Annotated in this window: 18 protein-coding genes; 10 read left to right on the plus strand and 8 right to left on the minus strand. The window is 61.5% G+C overall.

Translation table 11 applies throughout. The annotated features are described in order from the left end of the window. Window positions 1–48: 48 nt before the first annotated feature. The 3 genes from fepC to fepD are packed head-to-tail and all read right to left on the minus strand — an operon-like array spanning window position 49 to window position 2,833. Window positions 49–843 (minus strand): iron-enterobactin ABC transporter ATP-binding protein, encoded by a 795-nt coding sequence (gene fepC, locus ELK40_RS06375; RefSeq protein WP_127729956.1) that lies wholly within the window; start codon window positions 841–843, stop codon window positions 49–51. Beyond that, window positions 840–1,829 carry an iron-enterobactin ABC transporter permease gene (gene fepG / locus ELK40_RS06380; RefSeq protein WP_127732739.1) on the minus strand — a complete coding sequence of 330 codons (990 nt, stop codon included), beginning with the start codon at window positions 1,827–1,829 and terminating at the stop codon, window positions 840–842. Before fepG ends, fepC begins: the two co-directional genes overlap by 4 nt. Continuing rightward, complete coding sequence (fepD, locus tag ELK40_RS06385; protein WP_127729960.1) at window positions 1,829–2,833, minus strand: Fe(3+)-siderophore ABC transporter permease; 1,005 nt, start codon at window positions 2,831–2,833, stop codon at window positions 1,829–1,831. Before fepD ends, fepG begins: the two co-directional genes overlap by 1 nt. 108 nt (window positions 2,834–2,941) lie before the next feature. Between fepD and entS the strand changes: the two genes are divergently transcribed. After that, on the plus strand, window positions 2,942–4,189 hold the full coding sequence (entS, locus tag ELK40_RS06390) for an enterobactin transporter EntS (RefSeq protein WP_127729963.1): 1,248 nt from the start codon (window positions 2,942–2,944) through the stop codon (window positions 4,187–4,189). Between the two features lie 46 nt (window positions 4,190–4,235). On the opposite strand, the gene fepB is transcribed toward entS, so the two are convergent. Beyond that, entirely contained in the window at window positions 4,236–5,195 is a 960-nt protein-coding gene (gene fepB / locus ELK40_RS06395) for a Fe2+-enterobactin ABC transporter substrate-binding protein (protein ID WP_127729966.1), read from the minus strand. Between the two features lie 188 nt (window positions 5,196–5,383). Between fepB and entC the strand changes: the two genes are divergently transcribed. From entC to ELK40_RS06430, 7 genes are all read left to right on the plus strand, one after another. After that, entirely contained in the window at window positions 5,384–6,559 is a 1,176-nt protein-coding gene (gene entC, locus ELK40_RS06400) for an isochorismate synthase EntC (protein ID WP_127729969.1), read from the plus strand. A 9-nt stretch (window positions 6,560–6,568) separates the two neighbouring features. Next, the gene (gene entE / locus ELK40_RS06405) at window positions 6,569–8,179 is read left to right on the plus strand and encodes a (2,3-dihydroxybenzoyl)adenylate synthase EntE (protein ID WP_127729972.1); all 1,611 of its coding nucleotides are present in this window, start codon (window positions 6,569–6,571) and stop codon (window positions 8,177–8,179) included. Between the two features lie 10 nt (window positions 8,180–8,189). Further along, window positions 8,190–9,044 carry an isochorismatase gene (locus tag ELK40_RS06410; protein ID WP_115874463.1) on the plus strand — a complete coding sequence of 285 codons (855 nt, stop codon included), beginning with the start codon at window positions 8,190–8,192 and terminating at the stop codon, window positions 9,042–9,044. Continuing rightward, entirely contained in the window at window positions 9,044–9,799 is a 756-nt protein-coding gene (gene entA / locus ELK40_RS06415; protein ID WP_127729975.1) for a 2,3-dihydro-2,3-dihydroxybenzoate dehydrogenase EntA, read from the plus strand. The genes ELK40_RS06410 and entA overlap by 1 nt, the downstream gene beginning before the upstream one ends. Then, a complete protein-coding gene (gene entH, locus ELK40_RS06420) occupies window positions 9,800–10,213 on the plus strand; it encodes a proofreading thioesterase EntH (RefSeq protein ID WP_127729977.1) in 414 nt (137 codons plus the stop codon). A 149-nt stretch (window positions 10,214–10,362) separates the two neighbouring features. Continuing rightward, on the plus strand, window positions 10,363–12,468 hold the full coding sequence (gene cstA / locus ELK40_RS06425; protein WP_127729980.1) for a pyruvate/proton symporter CstA: 2,106 nt from the start codon (window positions 10,363–10,365) through the stop codon (window positions 12,466–12,468). Window positions 12,469–12,528: 60 nt separating this feature from the next. Next, complete coding sequence (locus ELK40_RS06430; RefSeq protein WP_006809671.1) at window positions 12,529–12,726, plus strand: YbdD/YjiX family protein; 198 nt, start codon at window positions 12,529–12,531, stop codon at window positions 12,724–12,726. On the opposite strand, the gene ELK40_RS06435 is transcribed toward ELK40_RS06430, so the two are convergent. The 4 genes from ELK40_RS06435 to ELK40_RS06450 form a co-directional block, all read right to left on the minus strand. After that, window positions 12,723–13,127 carry a helix-turn-helix transcriptional regulator gene (locus ELK40_RS06435; RefSeq protein ID WP_127729982.1) on the minus strand — a complete coding sequence of 135 codons (405 nt, stop codon included), beginning with the start codon at window positions 13,125–13,127 and terminating at the stop codon, window positions 12,723–12,725. The two genes, ELK40_RS06430 and ELK40_RS06435, sit on opposite strands and share 4 nt — an antisense overlap. After that, a complete protein-coding gene (locus tag ELK40_RS06440; protein ID WP_127729985.1) occupies window positions 13,108–13,404 on the minus strand; it encodes a type II toxin-antitoxin system RelE/ParE family toxin in 297 nt (98 codons plus the stop codon). The genes ELK40_RS06435 and ELK40_RS06440 overlap by 20 nt, the downstream gene beginning before the upstream one ends. A 183-nt stretch (window positions 13,405–13,587) precedes the next feature. Beyond that, complete coding sequence (locus ELK40_RS06445) at window positions 13,588–14,331, minus strand: 3-oxoacyl-ACP reductase family protein (protein WP_045909613.1); 744 nt, start codon at window positions 14,329–14,331, stop codon at window positions 13,588–13,590. 57 nt (window positions 14,332–14,388) lie between these two features. Beyond that, complete coding sequence (locus ELK40_RS06450) at window positions 14,389–15,477, minus strand: oxidoreductase (RefSeq protein WP_127729987.1); 1,089 nt, start codon at window positions 15,475–15,477, stop codon at window positions 14,389–14,391. A gap of 158 nt (window positions 15,478–15,635) precedes the next feature. Here ELK40_RS06450 and ELK40_RS06455 point away from each other — a divergent pair, with 158 nt between their 5' ends. After that, entirely contained in the window at window positions 15,636–17,138 is a 1,503-nt protein-coding gene (locus ELK40_RS06455; protein ID WP_127729989.1) for a sugar ABC transporter ATP-binding protein, read from the plus strand. After that, complete coding sequence (locus ELK40_RS06460) at window positions 17,135–18,130, plus strand: ABC transporter permease (RefSeq protein WP_115874471.1); 996 nt, start codon at window positions 17,135–17,137, stop codon at window positions 18,128–18,130. The genes ELK40_RS06455 and ELK40_RS06460 overlap by 4 nt, the downstream gene beginning before the upstream one ends. Window positions 18,131–18,148: the final 18 nt, after the last annotated feature.

Consider the following 18,148-nt stretch of genomic DNA (forward strand, 5'->3'; position numbering starts at 1 on the left):
TACGGGAGCTAAATGTAGGCCCGGTAAGGCGTAGCCGCCACTCGGTAATTACCGCCGACCTAACGGCACCACCAGCGGCGTACCCGCCACCGGATCGTCGATTATCATGCAGCGCATGCCGTAGATCCGCTCTATAAGCTCCGGCGTGACAATCTCTTGCGGCGCACCCTGGGCCACAATCTCACCGTCCCGCAAGGCAATCAGGTGCGTGGCGTAGCGGCATGCCTGGTTTAAATCGTGCAGTACCGCCGCCAGGGTGTACCCCTGCGTGCGGTTCAGCTCGCTCAGCAGCTCCAGCAGGTCAATCTGATGGCTGATGTCCAGCCACGTTGTCGGCTCGTCCAGCAGCATGATCGACGTCTCCTGCGCCAGCACCATCGCAATCCACGCCCGCTGACGCTGGCCGCCGGAGAGGGTGTCCACGCTCTGCCGGGCGAGATCGGCGATCCCCGTCGCCTGCATCGCGCGGTTCACCGCCTCGTCATCTTCTTTGCGCCAGCGGGTAAACAGCGGCTGGTGCGGGTAGCGCCCGCGCGAGACCAGCTCCTGCACCGTGATGTCCCCCGGCGTAGTGGCGTTTTGGGCCAGCAGCCCGATGCGGCGTGCCACCTCTTTGCTGGCGAAGCGCTGGATCTGCTCCCCGTCGAGGAAGACGCTGCCTTCCACCGGCGTCATCAGGCGGCTCAGCGTGCGCAGCAGGGTCGATTTGCCGCAGCCGTTCGGGCCGATAATTGCCGTGAAGTGGCCGTCCGGAATGGCAACGGTTAAGTCTCGGGCAATGATTTTTTTGCCGTAGCCGAGGGTGAGATGTTCGCCGCGCAAGCGGGTGGTTGTATCTGTCATTTCTTGCGTGACTCCTGAACGAGCAAGACGATGAGGTAAATCCCGCCGAGGCTGACGGTCACTACGCCCACCGGCAGTTGATAAGGCATAAACAGCTGTTGGGCGCAGAGATCGGCGGCCAGCAGCAGCAGCGCGCCGCACAGCGCCGCCTGGGTTAGTCCCCAGCGCGCCGTCCCGCTAAGACGTCGCGCGATATGCGGTGCCACGAGGGCGATAAACGAGATTGGCCCGGCGATCGCCGTAGAGGCTGCGGTCAGCAGTACGGCGACCAGCATCAGCATCAGGCGCGAGCGCTCGACGCTCACGCCCAGCGCGCAGGCGCTGTCGTCGCCCATCTCCAGCAGCCGCATGCGGCGAACCAACAGCAGCGCGCCGATAAACATCAGCACAATCAGCGGCGCGGCGGGCCAGGTTTTGCCCCACGTCAGGCCGTTAAGGGAACCTGCGTACCACAGCCCGGCGGAAAGCGCCGTTTCCAGCGAGGCCTGCAGCAGCAGCCAGGTATTGAAGGCCATCAGCATCGCACGTACGCCGATACCGATAATGATCAGCCGGAAGGTGTCGATGCCGTTGCGCCAGGCCAATAGCCAGATAACCAGCGACGTCAGAATGCCGCCCGCCATTGCCGTAAAGGTAATGGCCGTCAGGTGCTGACCGAACAGCACCATCGCTACCAGCACGCCGCTCCAGGCCCCGGTGTTGAGTCCCATCACGTCCGGGCTACCGAGCGGGTTGCGCATCAGCGACTGGAATATCGCACCGCTGACGCCGAGCGCCGCACCTACCAGAATTGCCATCGCCACGCGCGGCAGGCGCCATTCGGTGACAACCATGGTGATATTGCGCGGCGCGCTGCCGAGCAGGGCGTTAAGCACCTGAGAAAAATCGAGCGTCACCGCGCCGCTGCGCAGGCTCCAGACCGCCAGCAGCAGAATGAGGATACTTAGCAGCGAGACGCTGGTGAGTAAACGACGGGACGGGGCCATCATGCGCCACCTCCGCGTCTACGTCGTACCAGGAAGATCAGCACCGGCGCGCCGATAAAGGCGCTGACCACCGAGACGCGCAGCTCGCCCGGCACCAGCAGGCGACCCAGCACGTCGGCAAACAGCAGCAGCGCAGGAGTAGCCAGCAGCGTGACCGGCAGCGACCAGCGGTGATCCGTCCCCACCAGCCAGCGCGACATGTGCGGCATCATCAGGCCGATAAAGGCAATCGGGCCGACCACGGCGGTCGCGCTGCCGCACAGGACGGTGATGGCCAGCAGGCCAATCAGCTGCGTGCGCGCCACGCGGTTGCCTAGAGCGGTAGCGGTGTCGCTGCCGAGGCTCAGGCTGTTCAGCGCCCGGCTTAAAAACAGCGCCACGGCGGCAGCAATAATGACCGGGAACGCCACCACTTTCAGGGTTTCAAGGGTGCGGATATCCAGCGAGCCGGCCTGCCAGAAGCGCAGCTGGTCGTAGACGTCCGGGTTGAGCAGGGCGATGCCGTTAGATAAGCCTTCCAGCACCGCCGCGAGCGCCACGCCCGCCAGCGTCAGGCGTACCGGACTCAGCTGGCCGCCGCCCTGGCTGCCGGTAAACGCCACTAGCAGCGAGGCGGCCAGCGCGCCGCAGAAAGCCATCGCCAGCTGTTCAAAGGGAGAAGTAAACCCAAACAGCGCCGCTCCGAGCACGATGGCAAAGCTGGCGCCAGAGTTAACGCCGAGAATGCCGGGGTCCGCCAGCGGATTGCGGGTGAGGGTTTGCATCAGGGCACCGGCAAGGCCGAGTGCGCCACCGGCCAGCAGCCCGGCAAGGGTGCGGGGCAGGCGAGCGTCGAGCACGATAGTGCAGTCAGCGCTTTGGCAGGTGCCAGTGAGCGCATCAACGATGACGGACGCGGGAAGCGGCTTCGCGCCGACCAGCAGGCTGAGTGCAGTCGCAAGGATCAACAGCAGCAATAAAACGGGCACGGCAATGGCGCGCACCGAAGAAGAGGAAAACGACATAGCAACATCCATGATTTGATAATGATAGTGATTATCGTTATCTATCTTATTTGGCTATGTTAGCATGTGCGCCCATGGAATGGGTAGAATTACACTCAAGGCTTTGTCATGAATCAAAAATCCTGGCTGCTTAACCTCAGCCTGCTCAAAACGCACCCGGCCTATCGCGCCGTGTTTATCGCTCGCTTTATCTCCATTTTATCCCTCGGCCTGCTCGGCGTGGCCGTGCCGGTCCAGATCCAGACCATGACGCACTCCAGCTGGCTGGTGGGGTTATCGGTTACCTTAACCGGCGGGGCGATGTTTATCGGCCTGATGGTTGGCGGCGTGCTGGCGGACCGCTACGAGCGCAAGAAGCTGATCCTGCTGGCGCGCGGCACCTGCGGCGTGGGCTTTATCGGGCTGTGTCTGAACGCCATGCTGCCTGAGCCGTCGCTGATCGCCATTTATGCCCTGGGGCTGTGGGACGGCTTTTTCGCCTCGCTGGGCGTGACGGCGCTGCTGGCGGCCACGCCCGCGCTGGTCGGGCGAGAAAATCTGATGCAGGCGGGGGCGATCACCATGCTCACCGTGCGCCTCGGCTCGGTGATTTCACCGATGGTGGGCGGCCTGCTGCTGGCGACCGGCAACGTGGCGTGGAACTACGGGCTGGCGGCGGCAGGGACCTTTATCACCACGCTGACGCTGCTGCGCCTGCCGCTGCTGCCGCCTCCGCCGCAGCCGCGTGAGCACCCGCTGAAATCGCTGATGGCCGCGATTCGTTTCCTGTTCAGCAACCCGCTGATTGGCGGCATTGCGCTGCTCGGCGGCCTGCTGACCATGGCGAGCGCCGTGCGCGTGCTGTATCCGGCATTAGCGGGAGAGTGGCAGATGAGCGCCTCGGAGATTGGCATTCTCTACGCGGCCATTCCGCTCGGCGCGGCGTGCGGGGCGCTGACCAGCGGCAACCTGGCGGAGAGCGCGCGTCCGGGGCTGATTATGCTGCTTGCCACTCTGGCGTCGTTTATCGCCATCGGCTTCTTTAGCCTGATGCCGGCGTGGGCGCTCGGGGTGATGTGCCTGGTGATATTTGGCTGGCTGAGCGCCATCAGTTCGCTGCTGCAGTACACCCTGATCCAGACCCAGACGCCGGAAGGGATGCTCGGGCGCATCAACGGCCTGTGGACGGCGCAGAACGTCACGGGCGATGCCATTGGCGCGGCTATCCTCGGCGGGCTGGGGGCGATAATGACCCCGGCGGCGGCGGCGAGCAGCAGCGGGTTTGCGTTAGCGATGGTTGGCGTGATTTTGTTAGTGGCGTTGGTGGAATTGCGGCGGTTCAGGCAGGAGGTTGTGTTGAACGACGGTGTGGCCTGATGCCCTCACCCCGGCCCTCTCCCACAGGGAGAGGGTGGGAAAATGCCTACTTAAACAACGTATTCAATCTGTCTAACACCAGCATCGCGCTGTAATAATCCAGGCGGAACGTCTCGGTTCCCAATGCCCAAACCCGTTTGTTTTTCACCGACGGCAGATGCGCCAGCAGCGGGTTGGCGTAAATCGCATCCACATCTTTCTGGTCGCCGGCAAACACGAACAGCCCTTCGCCGTTCAGTCCCGTTGCCAGGTTTTCACCGCCCAGCTGGATAATATCGTGCCGCTTGCCCTGGCTTGTTGAGGTCTGCAAACCGGCGGGCAGGTCCGCCAGCGTAAAGCCCAGCTGTTGCAGCAGCTTGCCCTGCGCCGATTCTGCGGTCCACAGGTTGGCGCTGTGCGCGGCGGCGGTGTAGACGATGGCGTTCACCGGCTCCGGCGGCAGCTTCATCTGCTGTTTCACCTGCGCGAGCTGTTTATCAAACGCGGCAATGCGCTCTTCGGCCTGTTTTTCCTGCCCGGTGATGGTGCCCAGTTGCGTCAGCAGTGCCTGCCAGCTCTTGTCGTCGTAGTTGATGATAAGCGTCGGCGCGATGGCGGAGAGCTGATCGTACAGCGCCAGCGCGGAATCACCGCCGGTGGCGCTGATCAAAATCAGATCCGGCATTTGCGCGGCCACCGCTTCGGCGCTCGGTTCGCCAATATACATCCGTGCAACTTTACGCTGTTTCGCAATATCGCCCCACTGGCGCAAAAAGCCCTGCGCATCGGCCACGCGGTTGTTCGGCGTGGTCGCGCCGCTGGCGACGACCGGGGCGTCAATCGCCAGCAGGGAGCCGGTTAAGGTCACGCTGGTAGAGACAATGCGCGTCGGTTTGCTCTCTAGCGTGTGAACGCCGCGGCTGTCAGTCACCTGACGCGGCCAGTCGGCGGCAGCGGCTGAGGTAAGTCCTAAAACAAAAAGTGCCAATAAAAGCAGGGGATTACGGGAAGCAGCAGGGAATTTCACAGCGCGGGATCCTGTTTTTGCTGAAGATAATGCTTCTCATTTTCATGGTTGCAGCATCTGGATGCAAGCTTTTGTCGCACAAGTTATTTGCCCGACGGTTGACAGCGGAGCGATGTGGGATTAGGTTAGCCGACGAAAATATAAATGATAATCATTATTGCTTCTTTTATCATTTTAAGGAGGATGATATGGATACGTCCCTGGCTGAGGAAGTTCAGCACGCAGCAACCACGCTGGAATCAGACCGTTTTTTCTTTATGTCGCCTTACCGCAGCTTTACTACGTCCGGCTGCTTTGCCCGCTTCAGTGAACCCGCAGTTGGCGGTGACGATCCGGCGGGTCGCTTCCAGCAAAAATTAGCCCAGGCCTTCCTGAATGCGAAAGCCAGCGGTATCGCTCATCCGGTGATGGTAGGGGCTATCCCGTTCGATACCCGCAAGCCGTCCTCTCTGTTTATTCCCCAACGCTGGCAGACCTTTTCCCGTCCGGCACGTCAGCAGTCTGCACGTTATTTTTCCGGCTCGCAGGCACTGAAGGTGGAACAACGCACCGAGATCCCGCCGCAGCCCGTTTTCGAAGAGATGGTCGCTCGCGCCGCGTCGCTCACCGCCACGCCGCAGGTGAACAAGGTGGTGCTGTCGCGCCTGATTGATATCGCGACCGACAAAAACATGGACAGCGGTGCTCTGATGGAGCGCCTGATTGCCCAGAACCCGGCGAGCTTCAACTTTCACGTGCCGCTGGAAGACGGCGGGGTGCTGCTCGGCGCGAGTCCGGAACTGCTGCTGCGCAAAGAGGGCGCGCACTTTAGTTCGCTGCCGCTGGCAGGCTCGGCGCGTCGTCAGCCCGATGATGTATTAGATCGCGAAGCGGGCAATAAGCTGCTGGCCTCTGAAAAGGATCGCCACGAGCACGACCTCGTGACCCAGGCGATGAAGGCCATTCTGGCACCGCGCAGCCATCATCTCACCATGCCTGATTCTCCTCAGTTGATTACCACGCCGACGCTGTGGCATCTGGCGACGCCGGTTGAAGGTGACGCGCGTGAAAACGAAAACGCCCTGACCCTGGCCTGCCTTCTGCACCCGACCCCGGCGCTGAGCGGCTTCCCGCATCAGGCGGCGAAAGAACTGATCGCCGAGCTTGAGCCGTTCGACCGCGAGCTGTTCGGCGGCATCGTCGGCTGGTGCGACAGCGAAGGCAACGGCGAGTGGGTGGTGACCATCCGCTGCGCGCGTCTGCATAAAAATACCGTTCGTCTGTTTGCCGGTGCGGGCATTGTGCCTGCCTCCTCGCCGGTGGGCGAGTGGCGCGAGACGGGCGTGAAGCTCTCCACCATGCTCAACGTATTTGGTTTGCACTAAGGAAGACTCATGACCATTCCCTTTACCCGCTGGCCTGAGGCATTTGCCCGCCGCTACCGTGAAAAAGGCTACTGGCAGGATCTGCCGTTGACCCACATCCTGACGGATCGCGCGGACAGCGATGCCGTGGCGATAATTGACGGCGAGCGGCACATCACCTACCGCGCGCTGAATCAGGCGGTGAACAACCTGGCCTCAGCCCTTCAGGGGCGTGGACTGCATCGCGGCGAGACCGCGCTGGTGCAGCTCGGCAACGTGGCCGAGTTCTACATCACCTTCTTCGCGCTGCTGCAAATCGGCGTCGCGCCGGTCAACGCGCTCTTTAGCCACCAGCGCAGCGAGCTGAACGCCTACGCGGCGCAGATCAACCCCGCCGTGCTGATCGCCGATCGCGACCATGCGCTGTTTGCGGGCGATGACTTCCTCAACGCTTTCGTGGATGAACACCGTTCGGTACGCGTCGTGCTCCTGCGCGGCGATAAGGGTGAACATGCCCTGGAAAAGGCGATTGCGCGTCCGGCGGACAACTTCATCCCGAACCCGACGCCCGCCGACGAAGTGGCCTTCTTCCAGCTCTCCGGCGGCAGTACCGGCACGCCGAAGCTGATCCCGCGCACGCATAACGACTACGACTACAGCATCCGCCGCAGCAACGAGATCTGCGGCATTACCGCCGAAACCCGTTACCTGAACGCGCTCCCCGCCGCGCATAACTACGCCATGAGTTCGCCGGGATCGCTGGGCGTCTTCACCGCGGGCGGCTGCGTGGTGCTGGCGAACGATCCGAGCGCCACGCTCTGCTTCCCGCTGATTGAACGACATCAGATTAACGTCACCTCGCTGGTCCCGCCGGCGGTGAGCCTCTGGCTGCAGGCGATTGCCGACGGCGCGGGCAGCGCGCAGCTTAAATCACTGAAGCTGCTGCAGGTGGGCGGCGCGCGCCTCTCCGCCACGCTCGCGGCGCGCATTCCGGCGGAAATCGGCTGCCAGCTTCAGCAGGTGTTCGGCATGGCGGAAGGGCTGGTGAACTACACCGCGCTCGACGACGCGCCGGAACGCATCATCAACACCCAGGGCCGCCCGATGTGCCCGGACGACGAAGTGTGGGTGGCCGACGAGCATGGCAACCCGCTGCCGCTCGGGGAGGTCGGACGCCTGATGACGCGCGGCCCGTATACCTTCCGCGGTTATTTCAACAGCCCGGAACACAATGCCAGCGCCTTCGACGCCGACGGCTTTTACTGCTCCGGGGATCTGATCGCCATCGACGAGCAGGGCTACATCACCGTGCAGGGTCGTGAGAAAGATCAGATCAACCGCGGCGGGGAGAAGATCGCCGCCGAAGAGATCGAGAACCTGCTGCTGCGCCATGAGTCGGTGATCCACGCCGCGCTGGTGAGCATGGAGGACAGCCTGCTGGGCGAGAAGAGCTGCGCGTATCTGGTGGTGAAACAGCCCCTGCGCGCGGTCGAGGTGCGTCGCTTCCTGCGCGAGCAGGGCGTTGCCGAATTCAAGCTGCCGGACCGCGTGGAGAGCGTGGATGCGCTCCCGCTAACGCCGGTCGGCAAAGTCGATAAGAAACAGTTGCGCCTGTGGCTTGCTGAACGCGCCCGGGGCTGAGGAACAGAGTATGGCCATCCCAAAATTAACCGCTTACGCGCTGCCAACCGCCGCAGAGTTGCCGACCAACAAGGTGAACTGGGCGTTTGAGCCCGAGCGCGCGGCGCTGCTGATCCACGATATGCAGGAGTATTTCCTGAACTTCTGGGGCGAAAATAGCGCGATGATGCAGCAGGTAGTAGCGAACATCGCTAAACTGCGCACGTACTGCAAAGAACACAATATCCCGGTTTACTACACCGCGCAGCCAAAAGAGCAGAGCGATGAAGACCGCGCCCTGCTGAACGACATGTGGGGGCCGGGCCTGACCCGCTCGCCGGAGCAGCAGCGCATCGTCGCCGAGCTGACCCCGGACGAAGCGGACACGGTGCTGGTGAAGTGGCGCTACAGCGCATTTCACCGCTCGCCGCTGGAGCAGATGCTGAAAGAGACGGGCCGCAACCAGCTGCTGATTACCGGCGTGTACGCTCACATCGGCTGCATGACCACCGCCACCGACGCCTTTATGCGCGACATTAAGCCGTTCTTTATTGCCGACGCGCTGGCAGATTTCACCCGTGACGAGCACCTGATGTCCCTGAACTACGTGGCCGGACGCTCGGGCCGCGTGGTGATGACCGACGAGCTGCTGCCGTCCGTTCCGGCCTCGAAAGCCGCGCTGCGCGAGCTGATCCTTCCGCTGCTGGACGAGTCCGACGAGCCGATGGATGACGAAAACCTGATCGACTACGGCCTGGATTCAGTGCGCATGATGGCGCTGGCCGCCCGCTGGCGCAAAGTGCACGGCGATATCGACTTCGTGATGCTGGCAAAAAATCCCACTCTCGACGCCTGGTGGGCGCTGCTTTCCCGCGAGGTGAAGTAATGGCGGGATTCGATTTTACCGGCAAAACCGTCTGGGTGACGGGCGCGGGGAAGGGGATTGGCTACGCGACTGCACTGGCGTTTGCCGAAGCAGGCGCACAGGTGACCGGGTTCGATCTGGCCTTCCCGCAGGATGACTATCCGTTTGCCACCGAAACGCTGGACGTGGCGGATGCCGCACAGGTACATGAGGTTTGCGGGCGCGCGCTGGCTTCGCTCGAACGGCTGGACGTGCTGGTCAACGCCGCGGGCATTCTGCGCATGGGGGCGACGGACCAGCTCTCGCAGGAGGACTGGCAGCATACCTTCGCGGTCAACGTCGGCGGAGCGTTCAACCTTTTCCAGCAGACGATGGGCCAGTTTCGCCGCCAGCAGGGCGGGGCGATGGTCACCGTGGCGTCCGACGCGGCGCACGCGCCGCGCATCGGCATGAGCGCCTACGGCGCATCGAAAGCGGCGCTGAAAAGCCTGGCCCTGACCGTCGGGCTGGAGCTGGCGGGCAGCGGCGTGCGCTGCAATCTGGTGTCGCCGGGCTCAACGGACACCGATATGCAGCGCACCCTGTGGAAAAGCGACGATGCGGAACAGCAGCGCATCCGCGGCTTCGGCGAGCAGTTTAAGCTCGGCATTCCGCTGGGCAAAATTGCCCGCCCGCAGGAGATAGCTGCGACCGTGCTGTTCCTTGCCTCCGATGCCGCCAGCCACATCACCCTGCAGGATATCGTGGTGGACGGCGGCTCCACGCTGGGGGCATAAATGATCTGGAAACGTCATTTATCGCTTGAAGAACTGAACGCCACCAGCGTGAATACCCTGGTGGCGAACCTGGGCATCATCTATACCCGCCTCGGGGATGACACGCTGGAAGCGGAGATGCCGGTAGATGCGCGAACCCATCAGCCGTTTGGCCTGCTTCACGGCGGTGCCTCGGCGGCGCTGGCGGAAACGCTCGGCTCAATGGCCGGATTTCTGATGACCCGCGACGGGCAGAGCGTGGTGGGAACGGAGCTGAACGCCACGCATCATCGGGCAGTTTCCCACGGTAAGGTTCGCGGCGTGTGTCAGCCGCTGCATCTTGGGCGTTCGAGCCAGAGCTGGGAGATTGTGGTCTTCGACGAGCAGGGGCGGCGGTGCTGCACCTGCCGGTTAAGTACGATGGTGCTGGGCTAACCCAGGCAGATCAAAGTGATCGGCTTAACACTGTGGTGTAAATCTCTGGTTTGACCACGCATTATTGCGTTTCAAAGTTGTTAAATTTTTCCGGTTGTTCTAGAAACAAAATGTAACATCTCACTGTTTCACAACAACGGACAACAACTATGAACAACTCAGGGAAATACCTTACATGGGCAGGGCTCTCCGTTGTGGGAGCCTTTGCCCTGGGCTATATCGCCCTCAACCGGGGGGAACAGATCAATGCGCTCTGGATCGTCGTCGCCTCGGTCTGCGTTTACCTGATCGCCTATCGTTTTTATGGCCGCTATATCGCGAAGAACGTCCTGGGCGTTGACGCAACGCGCATGACGCCTGCCGTTCGCCATAACGACGGTCTGGACTACGTGCCGACCGATAAGAAAGTGCTGTTCGGTCACCATTTTGCGGCGATTGCCGGGGCAGGCCCGCTGGTGGGGCCGGTGCTGGCGGCGCAAATGGGCTACCTGCCGGGGATGATCTGGATCCTGGCGGGCGTGGTGCTGGCAGGCGCGGTGCAGGACTTTATGGTGCTGTTCGTCTCTACCCGCCGCGACGGACGTTCGCTGGGTGAGCTGGTGAAAGAGGAGATGGGGGCCACTGCCGGGGTGATTGCGCTGGTGGCGACCTTTATGATCATGGTGATCATCCTCGCGGTGCTGGCGATGATCGTGGTGAAAGCGCTGACCCACAGCCCGTGGGGAACGTATACCGTTGCCTTTACCATTCCGCTGGCGCTGTTCATGGGGATCTACATCCGCTACCTGCGTCCGGGCCGGATTGGTGCAGTGTCGGTGATTGGCCTGGTATTCCTGGTGTTCGCCATTATCTCCGGCGGCTGGGTGGCGGAAAGCCCGACCTGGGCGCCGTTCTTCGACTTTACCGGCGTACAGCTGACCTGGATGCTGGTGGGCTATGGCTTTGTGGCGGCGGTGCTGCCGGTATGGCTGCTGCTGGCTCCGCGTGACTATCTCTCAACGTTCCTGAAAATCGGCACTATCGTCGGGCTGGCGATCGGCATTCTGATTATGCGCCCGACCCTGACCATGCCGGCATTAACCAAATTCATCGACGGTACCGGCCCGGTCTGGACCGGCAATCTCTTCCCGTTCCTGTTTATCACCATCGCCTGCGGTGCGGTGTCGGGCTTCCACGCGCTGATTGCCTCCGGTACCACGCCGAAGATGCTGGCGAATGAAAATCAGGCCTGCCTGATCGGCTACGGCGGTATGCTGATGGAGTCCTTCGTGGCCATTATGGCGCTGGTCTCCGCCTGCATTATCGACCCGGGCGTGTATTTCGCGATGAACAGCCCGATGGCGGTACTGGCCCCGGCCGGCACCGTTGACGTGGTAGCGTCTGCCGCGCAGGTGGTGAGCGGCTGGGGCTTTGCGATCACCCCTGATACGTTGACGAGCATCGCCAGCGAAGTGGGCGAGCAGTCGATTATCTCCCGCGCGGGCGGCGCGCCGACGCTGGCGGTCGGCATGGCGTATATTCTTCACGGCGCGCTGGGCGGGCTGATGGACGTGTCGTTCTGGTATCACTTCGCCATCCTGTTTGAAGCGCTGTTTATCCTGACGGCGGTGGATGCGGGAACCCGTGCGGCGCGCTTTATGCTGCAGGATCTGCTGGGCGTCATCTCCCCGAACCTGAAGCGGACCGATTCGCTCCCGGCTAACCTGCTGGCGACGGCACTGTGCGTGCTGGCGTGGGGCTACTTCCTGCATCAGGGCGTGGTCGATCCGCTGGGCGGGATCAACACCCTGTGGCCGCTGTTCGGTATCGCCAACCAGATGCTGGCGGGCATGGCGCTGATGCTCTGCGCGGTAGTGCTGTTCAAGATGAAGCGCCAGCGTTACGCCTGGGTGGCGCTGGTGCCAACCGCGTGGCTGCTTATCTGTACCCTGACGGCGGGCTGGCAGAAAGCCTTCAGCCCGGATAATAAGGTGGGCTTCCTGGCGATTGCCAACAAGTTCCAGGCGATGATCGACAGCGGCAAGATCCCGGCGCAGTACACCGAATCGCAGCTGTCGCAGCTGGTGTTTAACAACCGTCTGGACGCCGGGCTAACCATCTTCTTTATGGTGGTGGTCGTGGTGCTGGCGTTGTATTCTCTCAGGACCGCGCTGGCGGCGTTGAAAAACGATAAGCCAACGGCGAAAGAGACGCCGTACGAGCCGATGCCTGAAAACCTGGAAGAGATTGTGACCCAGGCGAAAGGGGCGCATTAACCTGTGTGCCGGGTGGCGGCTTCGCCTTACCCGGCCTACATTCCCTGTGAGATCAGAACTATGTTCGACACCCTTTCCAAAGCCGGTAAGTACCTGGGCCAGGCCGCCAAAATGATGATTGGCGTGCCGGACTACGACAACTACGTCGAGCATATGCGCGTCAATCATCCGGACCAGACGCCAATGACCTACGAAGAATTTTTCCGTGACCGCCAGGACGCCCGCTACGGCGGCAAGGGCGGGGCGAAGTGCTGTTAACCCTCTTTCGGTAAATAGAGGCTGATCTGTTCCTGCTTACAGCCGTAGATCGCCGCCAGCTTTTCGCGGGTGCGCTTTTGCGGACGGGAGTCCAGCGCTTCCAGCTGTGACACGGCGGACTGGCTGATGCCGAGTTTCTCCGCCACCTCCTGCTGGGATAGCCCGCGCAGGATACGCCACGCGGCCTGCAGGCTGACGTTCTCGTTATGCATGACGTCGCATACTTCACCAGGTAATCCTACGTCATCATAACAATCGTGTTCGACTTCAATATCCTCTAGATCATCATCGGTTTCGTCGTCAATTTCTGCCATCTGTAAGCACATACGAAAGTATTCATCATAGGGAATAACGACGTACTGCGCTTTTCCGTCATCGTCCTTAATTAGTTGAACAGCCATAGGGGGCTTTCTCCTTGTGAAGGTAGGTCGTTGATGTTCTGCGCTTGACGGCCAAAACATAACAATGGTTATCGGGATCGTCCCGAAGTGTAATCAGAATGCGGTAATCGCCAACGCGTAGCCGAAAATGATTTTCTGTTGCCGATATTTTTTTGATATCGGGCCGGGGAGCTGAGCGATCGTCCAGCTCAGCAAGTTTTGCTTTGATTCTTCGCTGATATCGGCCATCGATTTTGGAAAATTCTTTCTTTGCATTCTTTGACCAGACAATCTTCATCCGTACCTCCACTGTACGCCCACATAAAATATAAGGAAATAATAAGACTATTAGATAAATTCCGAATTTCTTATGGGGTACTGTAGAGCGGAGAAAAAATACAGGTAAGAGGCAAAACGCATACCGTCGAGGCGGCTCGAAAAGGCCTCTGCCGGGCGACAGAGGCTTGCATGGAGATTGCGATCAGGCGTTCAACCCGCCGTCCACATCCAGGCCGGTACCGGAGATCTGCCCGGCGGCTGGGCTGGCAAGAAACGTGACTGCCGCCGCGATGTCTTCCGGCTGGCCGTAGTGGCCGACGGCGATCATCTGGCGCTGAGCTTCCGCCTGTTCGCCGTCTTCCGGGTTCATATCGCTGTTGGTGGGGCCGGGGTGGACAAGGTTAACGGTAATACCGCGCGGCCCCAGATCGCGAGCCAGCCCGCGGGTGAGGGAGTTGAGTGCAGACTTGGTCATCGAGTAAACGGCAATACCCGGCATCGCCACGCGGTTGGCCAGACAGCTGCCGATGTTGATAATGCGCCCGCCGTCAGACATGTGCACCAGCGCTTCCTGAATGGCGATCACCACGCCGCGAATGTTGACGTTGATGAGCGCGTCGATGTCCGCCAGGGTCATGGATTCCAGCGGGCCGCCGCGCGCGATCCCGGCGTTGTTGACCAGGATGTCCAGCCCGCCAAGGGAACGCGCCGCATGGGTGACGGCATCCTGAATCGCCTGCGCGCTGGCGCTGTCGGCCTGCACGGCTTCGCTGTGTCGTCCCAGCGCCTTAATCTCCTCAGCGACCGCCTGGGCTTTATCGGCAGATTTTTCATACGTAATAATCACATCCGCACCGGCGCGCGCCAGCGACAGTGCAATAGCCCGACCCAACCCGCGGCTGGCACCGGTAACCAGTGCCTTTTTACCTGTTAAATCGATCTGCATGATGACCTCGTTACGAGAGTGGTAAGAATCATCATTAGGTATAGACGGTCAGGGAGATTAACGGCTGAAGTATTCCACCTTCTCAAACGCCGCGCGCAGAACGTCGGGCGTTAACGTCACCGGCAGATAATGAATTGACTCCACCGGACGCAGGGTGTGGGCAATCACCTTATCCAGCTCCTCTCGGTTGTTAATATCGACCTCCAGCGCGCGAAGCGTGGTCGGCAGGTTAAAACGCCGATACGCCGAGACCAGCTGTGCCAGCACGTCGTCCTGGCCGAGCAGGGCGCTCTGCACCAGAATGCCGTAGGCCACCTTGGTGCCGTGGAGGTATTTTTCCGTCTGCGGCAGCACGGTCAAACCGTTGTGCACCGCATGCGCCGCCGCCACGCGGGTATAGCGTTCGCCCAGACCGCCGACCATCCCGCCGCCTGCGATAATCGCATCCACCACGTCCCGGAACGCCTGCGTCTGTTCACCGCGCTGCTGGTCAGCCAGGGCTTCCTCACTGTGCTCCAGCAGCACGTCGCGGATAGCCAGCGCGCCGTTGATGCCCAGCCGCACGGTCAGCGGCAGCTTTTCAGGCTGCGGGGCGAGCACTACCGCTTCGTACCACTTCGCCAGCGTATCGCCGATGCCCGCCAGCAGGTATTCCGCGGGTGCGTTAAGGACGATCTGCGGCTCCACCAGCACCAGGAAGTTGGCGTCGTCGAAGATCTCAAAATGCAGCGCCTGACCGGCATCGTTGTACCAGACGGAGAGCGGGGTCCACGCCGCGCAGGTGGCGGCAATAGTGGGGATGCCCACGAACGGCACTCCTAAGCGGCGCGCCACGGCCTTGACGGCATCGAGCACCGCGCCGCCGCCAACGCCAATCACCACGCTGGCGTCGCTGCCGGATTCATTCACCAGATGGGTGACGTCGCGCTCGCTGCAGTGGCCTTTAAACAGCAGGTGTTTCGCCCCCGGCGCATTAAAGCTCTCCGGCAGGAAAGGGCGCGCGCCTTCGATCGCGCTCTCGCCGTAGATCCACACCGCGCGGGAAAGCTGTTCAGGGGTAAAGAAGTCATTCAGATGCGCAAGGCTTCCGGAATGAGAGAAGTAATTCGCCGGGCCAGGCACGACGCGGATATCGGTGTTGCTCATGATGGTGTCCTTTTTGGGAAGCGCTAACCCGATGTTATGTCTGGACATCCGGATGGCTAATAATATTTCGCTTTAACTTATGCCTTTTCCGTCGTTGTCAGTCAACCGGAGCTGTGAAAAATTCGATAAATCAGAAGAGTAATGAAGGATTTACGCGGATGGTTTCCAGTCGCCTTGAAATGCGCGGTATCAGCCTGGCCTTTTCCGGCTTTCAGGCGCTGTCGCGCGTGAATTTCACCTTATCCGGCGGCTCCGTACACGCGCTGACCGGCGCCAACGGCGCGGGAAAATCGACGCTGATGGCGGTACTGTGCGGGACGCACGACCACTATGAGGGCGAGATCAGCATTAACAACCAGCCGGTAAACATCCGCGAACCGCTCGATGCCAAACGGCTGGGGATCCACCTTGTGCAGCAGGAGGTGGACGTGGCCCTGATCCCGGGGTTAAGCATCGCCGAGAACATCATGCTCGACCAGCTGGCGCAGCCGGGGCATCGCTTCAGCTGGCGCGCGATCCGTCAGCAGGCGAGACAGGCGCTGGCGCAGCTGGATGTTTCTCTGGACGTACGCCGTTCCATCGACAGCTGCACGCTTGCCGAAAAGCAGCAGATTTTGCTGGCGCGGGCGCTATCCCACCACTGCCGTTTTTTGATTCTTGATGAGCCCACCGCGCCGCTGGACGCGCACGAGAGCGAGCGCCTGTTTGCGGTAGTCAGACGCTTAAAGCAGCAGGGCATCGGCGTGGTGTTTATCTCCCACCGCATTCACGAGCTGAAGGCCATCTGCGACACCCTGACGGTGCTGCGCGACGGCAAGCTGATTGAGTCCGGACCGATGGCCGATCTTAGCGGAGAAGCGATCGTCGAGAAGATGCTCGGCCACGTGCTGAGCGATATCTATCCGCCCGCGCGGCCGCCGCACGGCGAAGAGACGCTCCTGCGGGTAGAAGGTCTGCACGACGACGCGCTGCTGAAAGATATCTCCCTGCACCTGCGCAAGGGCGAAATTCTTGGTATTGCCGGGCTGGCGGGGGCGGGAAAAACCGAACTCTGTAAGGCGCTGTTTGGCGCCAGCAAAAGCCGCGTGGCGCGCGGTGAGCTGAATCAACAGCCCTGGCAGCCGCGCGACCCGGCGGACTCGGTGCTGCGCGGGCTGGCGCTGGTGCCGGAAGAGCGGCGCAAAGAGGGTATTTTTATCGACGAGCCGGTAAGCATGAACCTTGCCGTGTGCGCCGATAACAGCTTCTCGCGCTGGAGCCTGTTCGGCCATCGTCAGGCGTGGCGCTGGGCGGAGGAGGTGATCGCCCGCGTCGGCGTTCGCGCGCGCGGTCCCGGGCAGGTTTTGCGACGTCTCTCCGGCGGTAACCAGCAGAAGGTGGCCATCGGCAAGTGGCTGCGTAATGACGCGAGCGTGCTGATCTTCGACGAGCCGACCAAAGGCGTGGACGTGAAGGCCAAAACCGATCTGTTCCAGCTGATTGACGGCCTGGCGCGCGAGGGCAAAGGGGTGATTTACGCCTCCGGCGAATTTGCCGAGCTGGTCGGGCTGTGCGACCGCATCTGCGTGCTGTGGGACGGGCGCATCGTGGCGGAAATCGCCGGGACCGAGGCCCGTGAAGAGACACTACTTTATTATTCAACCGGAGGAACGGCGTCGTGAGCAAGGCCCTTTCAGTAAACGCGACGGCGTCTGGCCGTCAGCAGATTTTCGATTTTCTCTACAGGTGGGGCATGTTGCTGACCGTCGTCGCGCTGGTGGCCGTCTTTGGCCTGGCGTCGGACAGCTTCCTCGATCCGAACAACATCATCAACATTCTTCGCTCGATTGCCATCGTGACGGTGATTGCCATCGGCGTGTCGATCTCGCTGACCATCGGCGGATTCGATCTCTCCGTGGGGTCTACCGCGTCGCTGGCGAACGCGCTGGTGATTTCCCTTTTCGTCTGGCACGGCTTTGGCACCACCGAGTCGATTCTGATTACCCTCGCGCTCTGCACGCTGGTGGGGCTGTTTAACGCCTTTCTGATCGTCATCCTGCGCATTCCGGACATGCTCGCGACGCTGGCCAGCCTGTTTGTGATCCAGGGCGTGGCGATGACCTACAGCTACGGCGGGTCGATTACCGAAAACATGGTGCTGCCGAGCGGCGATATGGCGGAAGGGACTATTCCGGCGACGTTCAGCCTGCTGGGACAGGTGCCGACCATCGTGATCGTCATGCTGGTGGTGACCGTGCTGGCACAGCTGGGGCTGTCGCTCACCACTCATGGACGCCGGATGTACGCCATTGGCGGTAACCCGGAAGCGGCGCGTCTCTCCGGCATTCGCACCACCCGCTACAAGGTGGCGGCCTACGTGATTGCCTCGCTGCTGGCGGGCCTGGGCGGGATTTTGCTGGCCTCGCGCATTGGCTCGTCGCAGGTAAACGCGGGCGGCGGATATCTGATGGATGCGGTGGCGGCGGCGTGGATTGGCTTCTCGCTGGCCGGGTCCGGCAAGCCGAACGCGCTGGGGACCCTGGTCGGGGCGGTTATTCTCGGCGTGCTGTCGAACGGGCTGGTGATGCTCTCCGTGCCGTATTACGCCATGGACATTATAAAAGGGCTGGTGCTCGCGGTAGCGCTGGCGATTACCTACATACAAAAACGCTGACAACACAACGGGATAAAA

The organism is Enterobacter sp. N18-03635, assembly GCF_004006055.1.
Classification (GTDB): domain Bacteria; phylum Pseudomonadota; class Gammaproteobacteria; order Enterobacterales; family Enterobacteriaceae; genus Enterobacter; species Enterobacter vonholyi.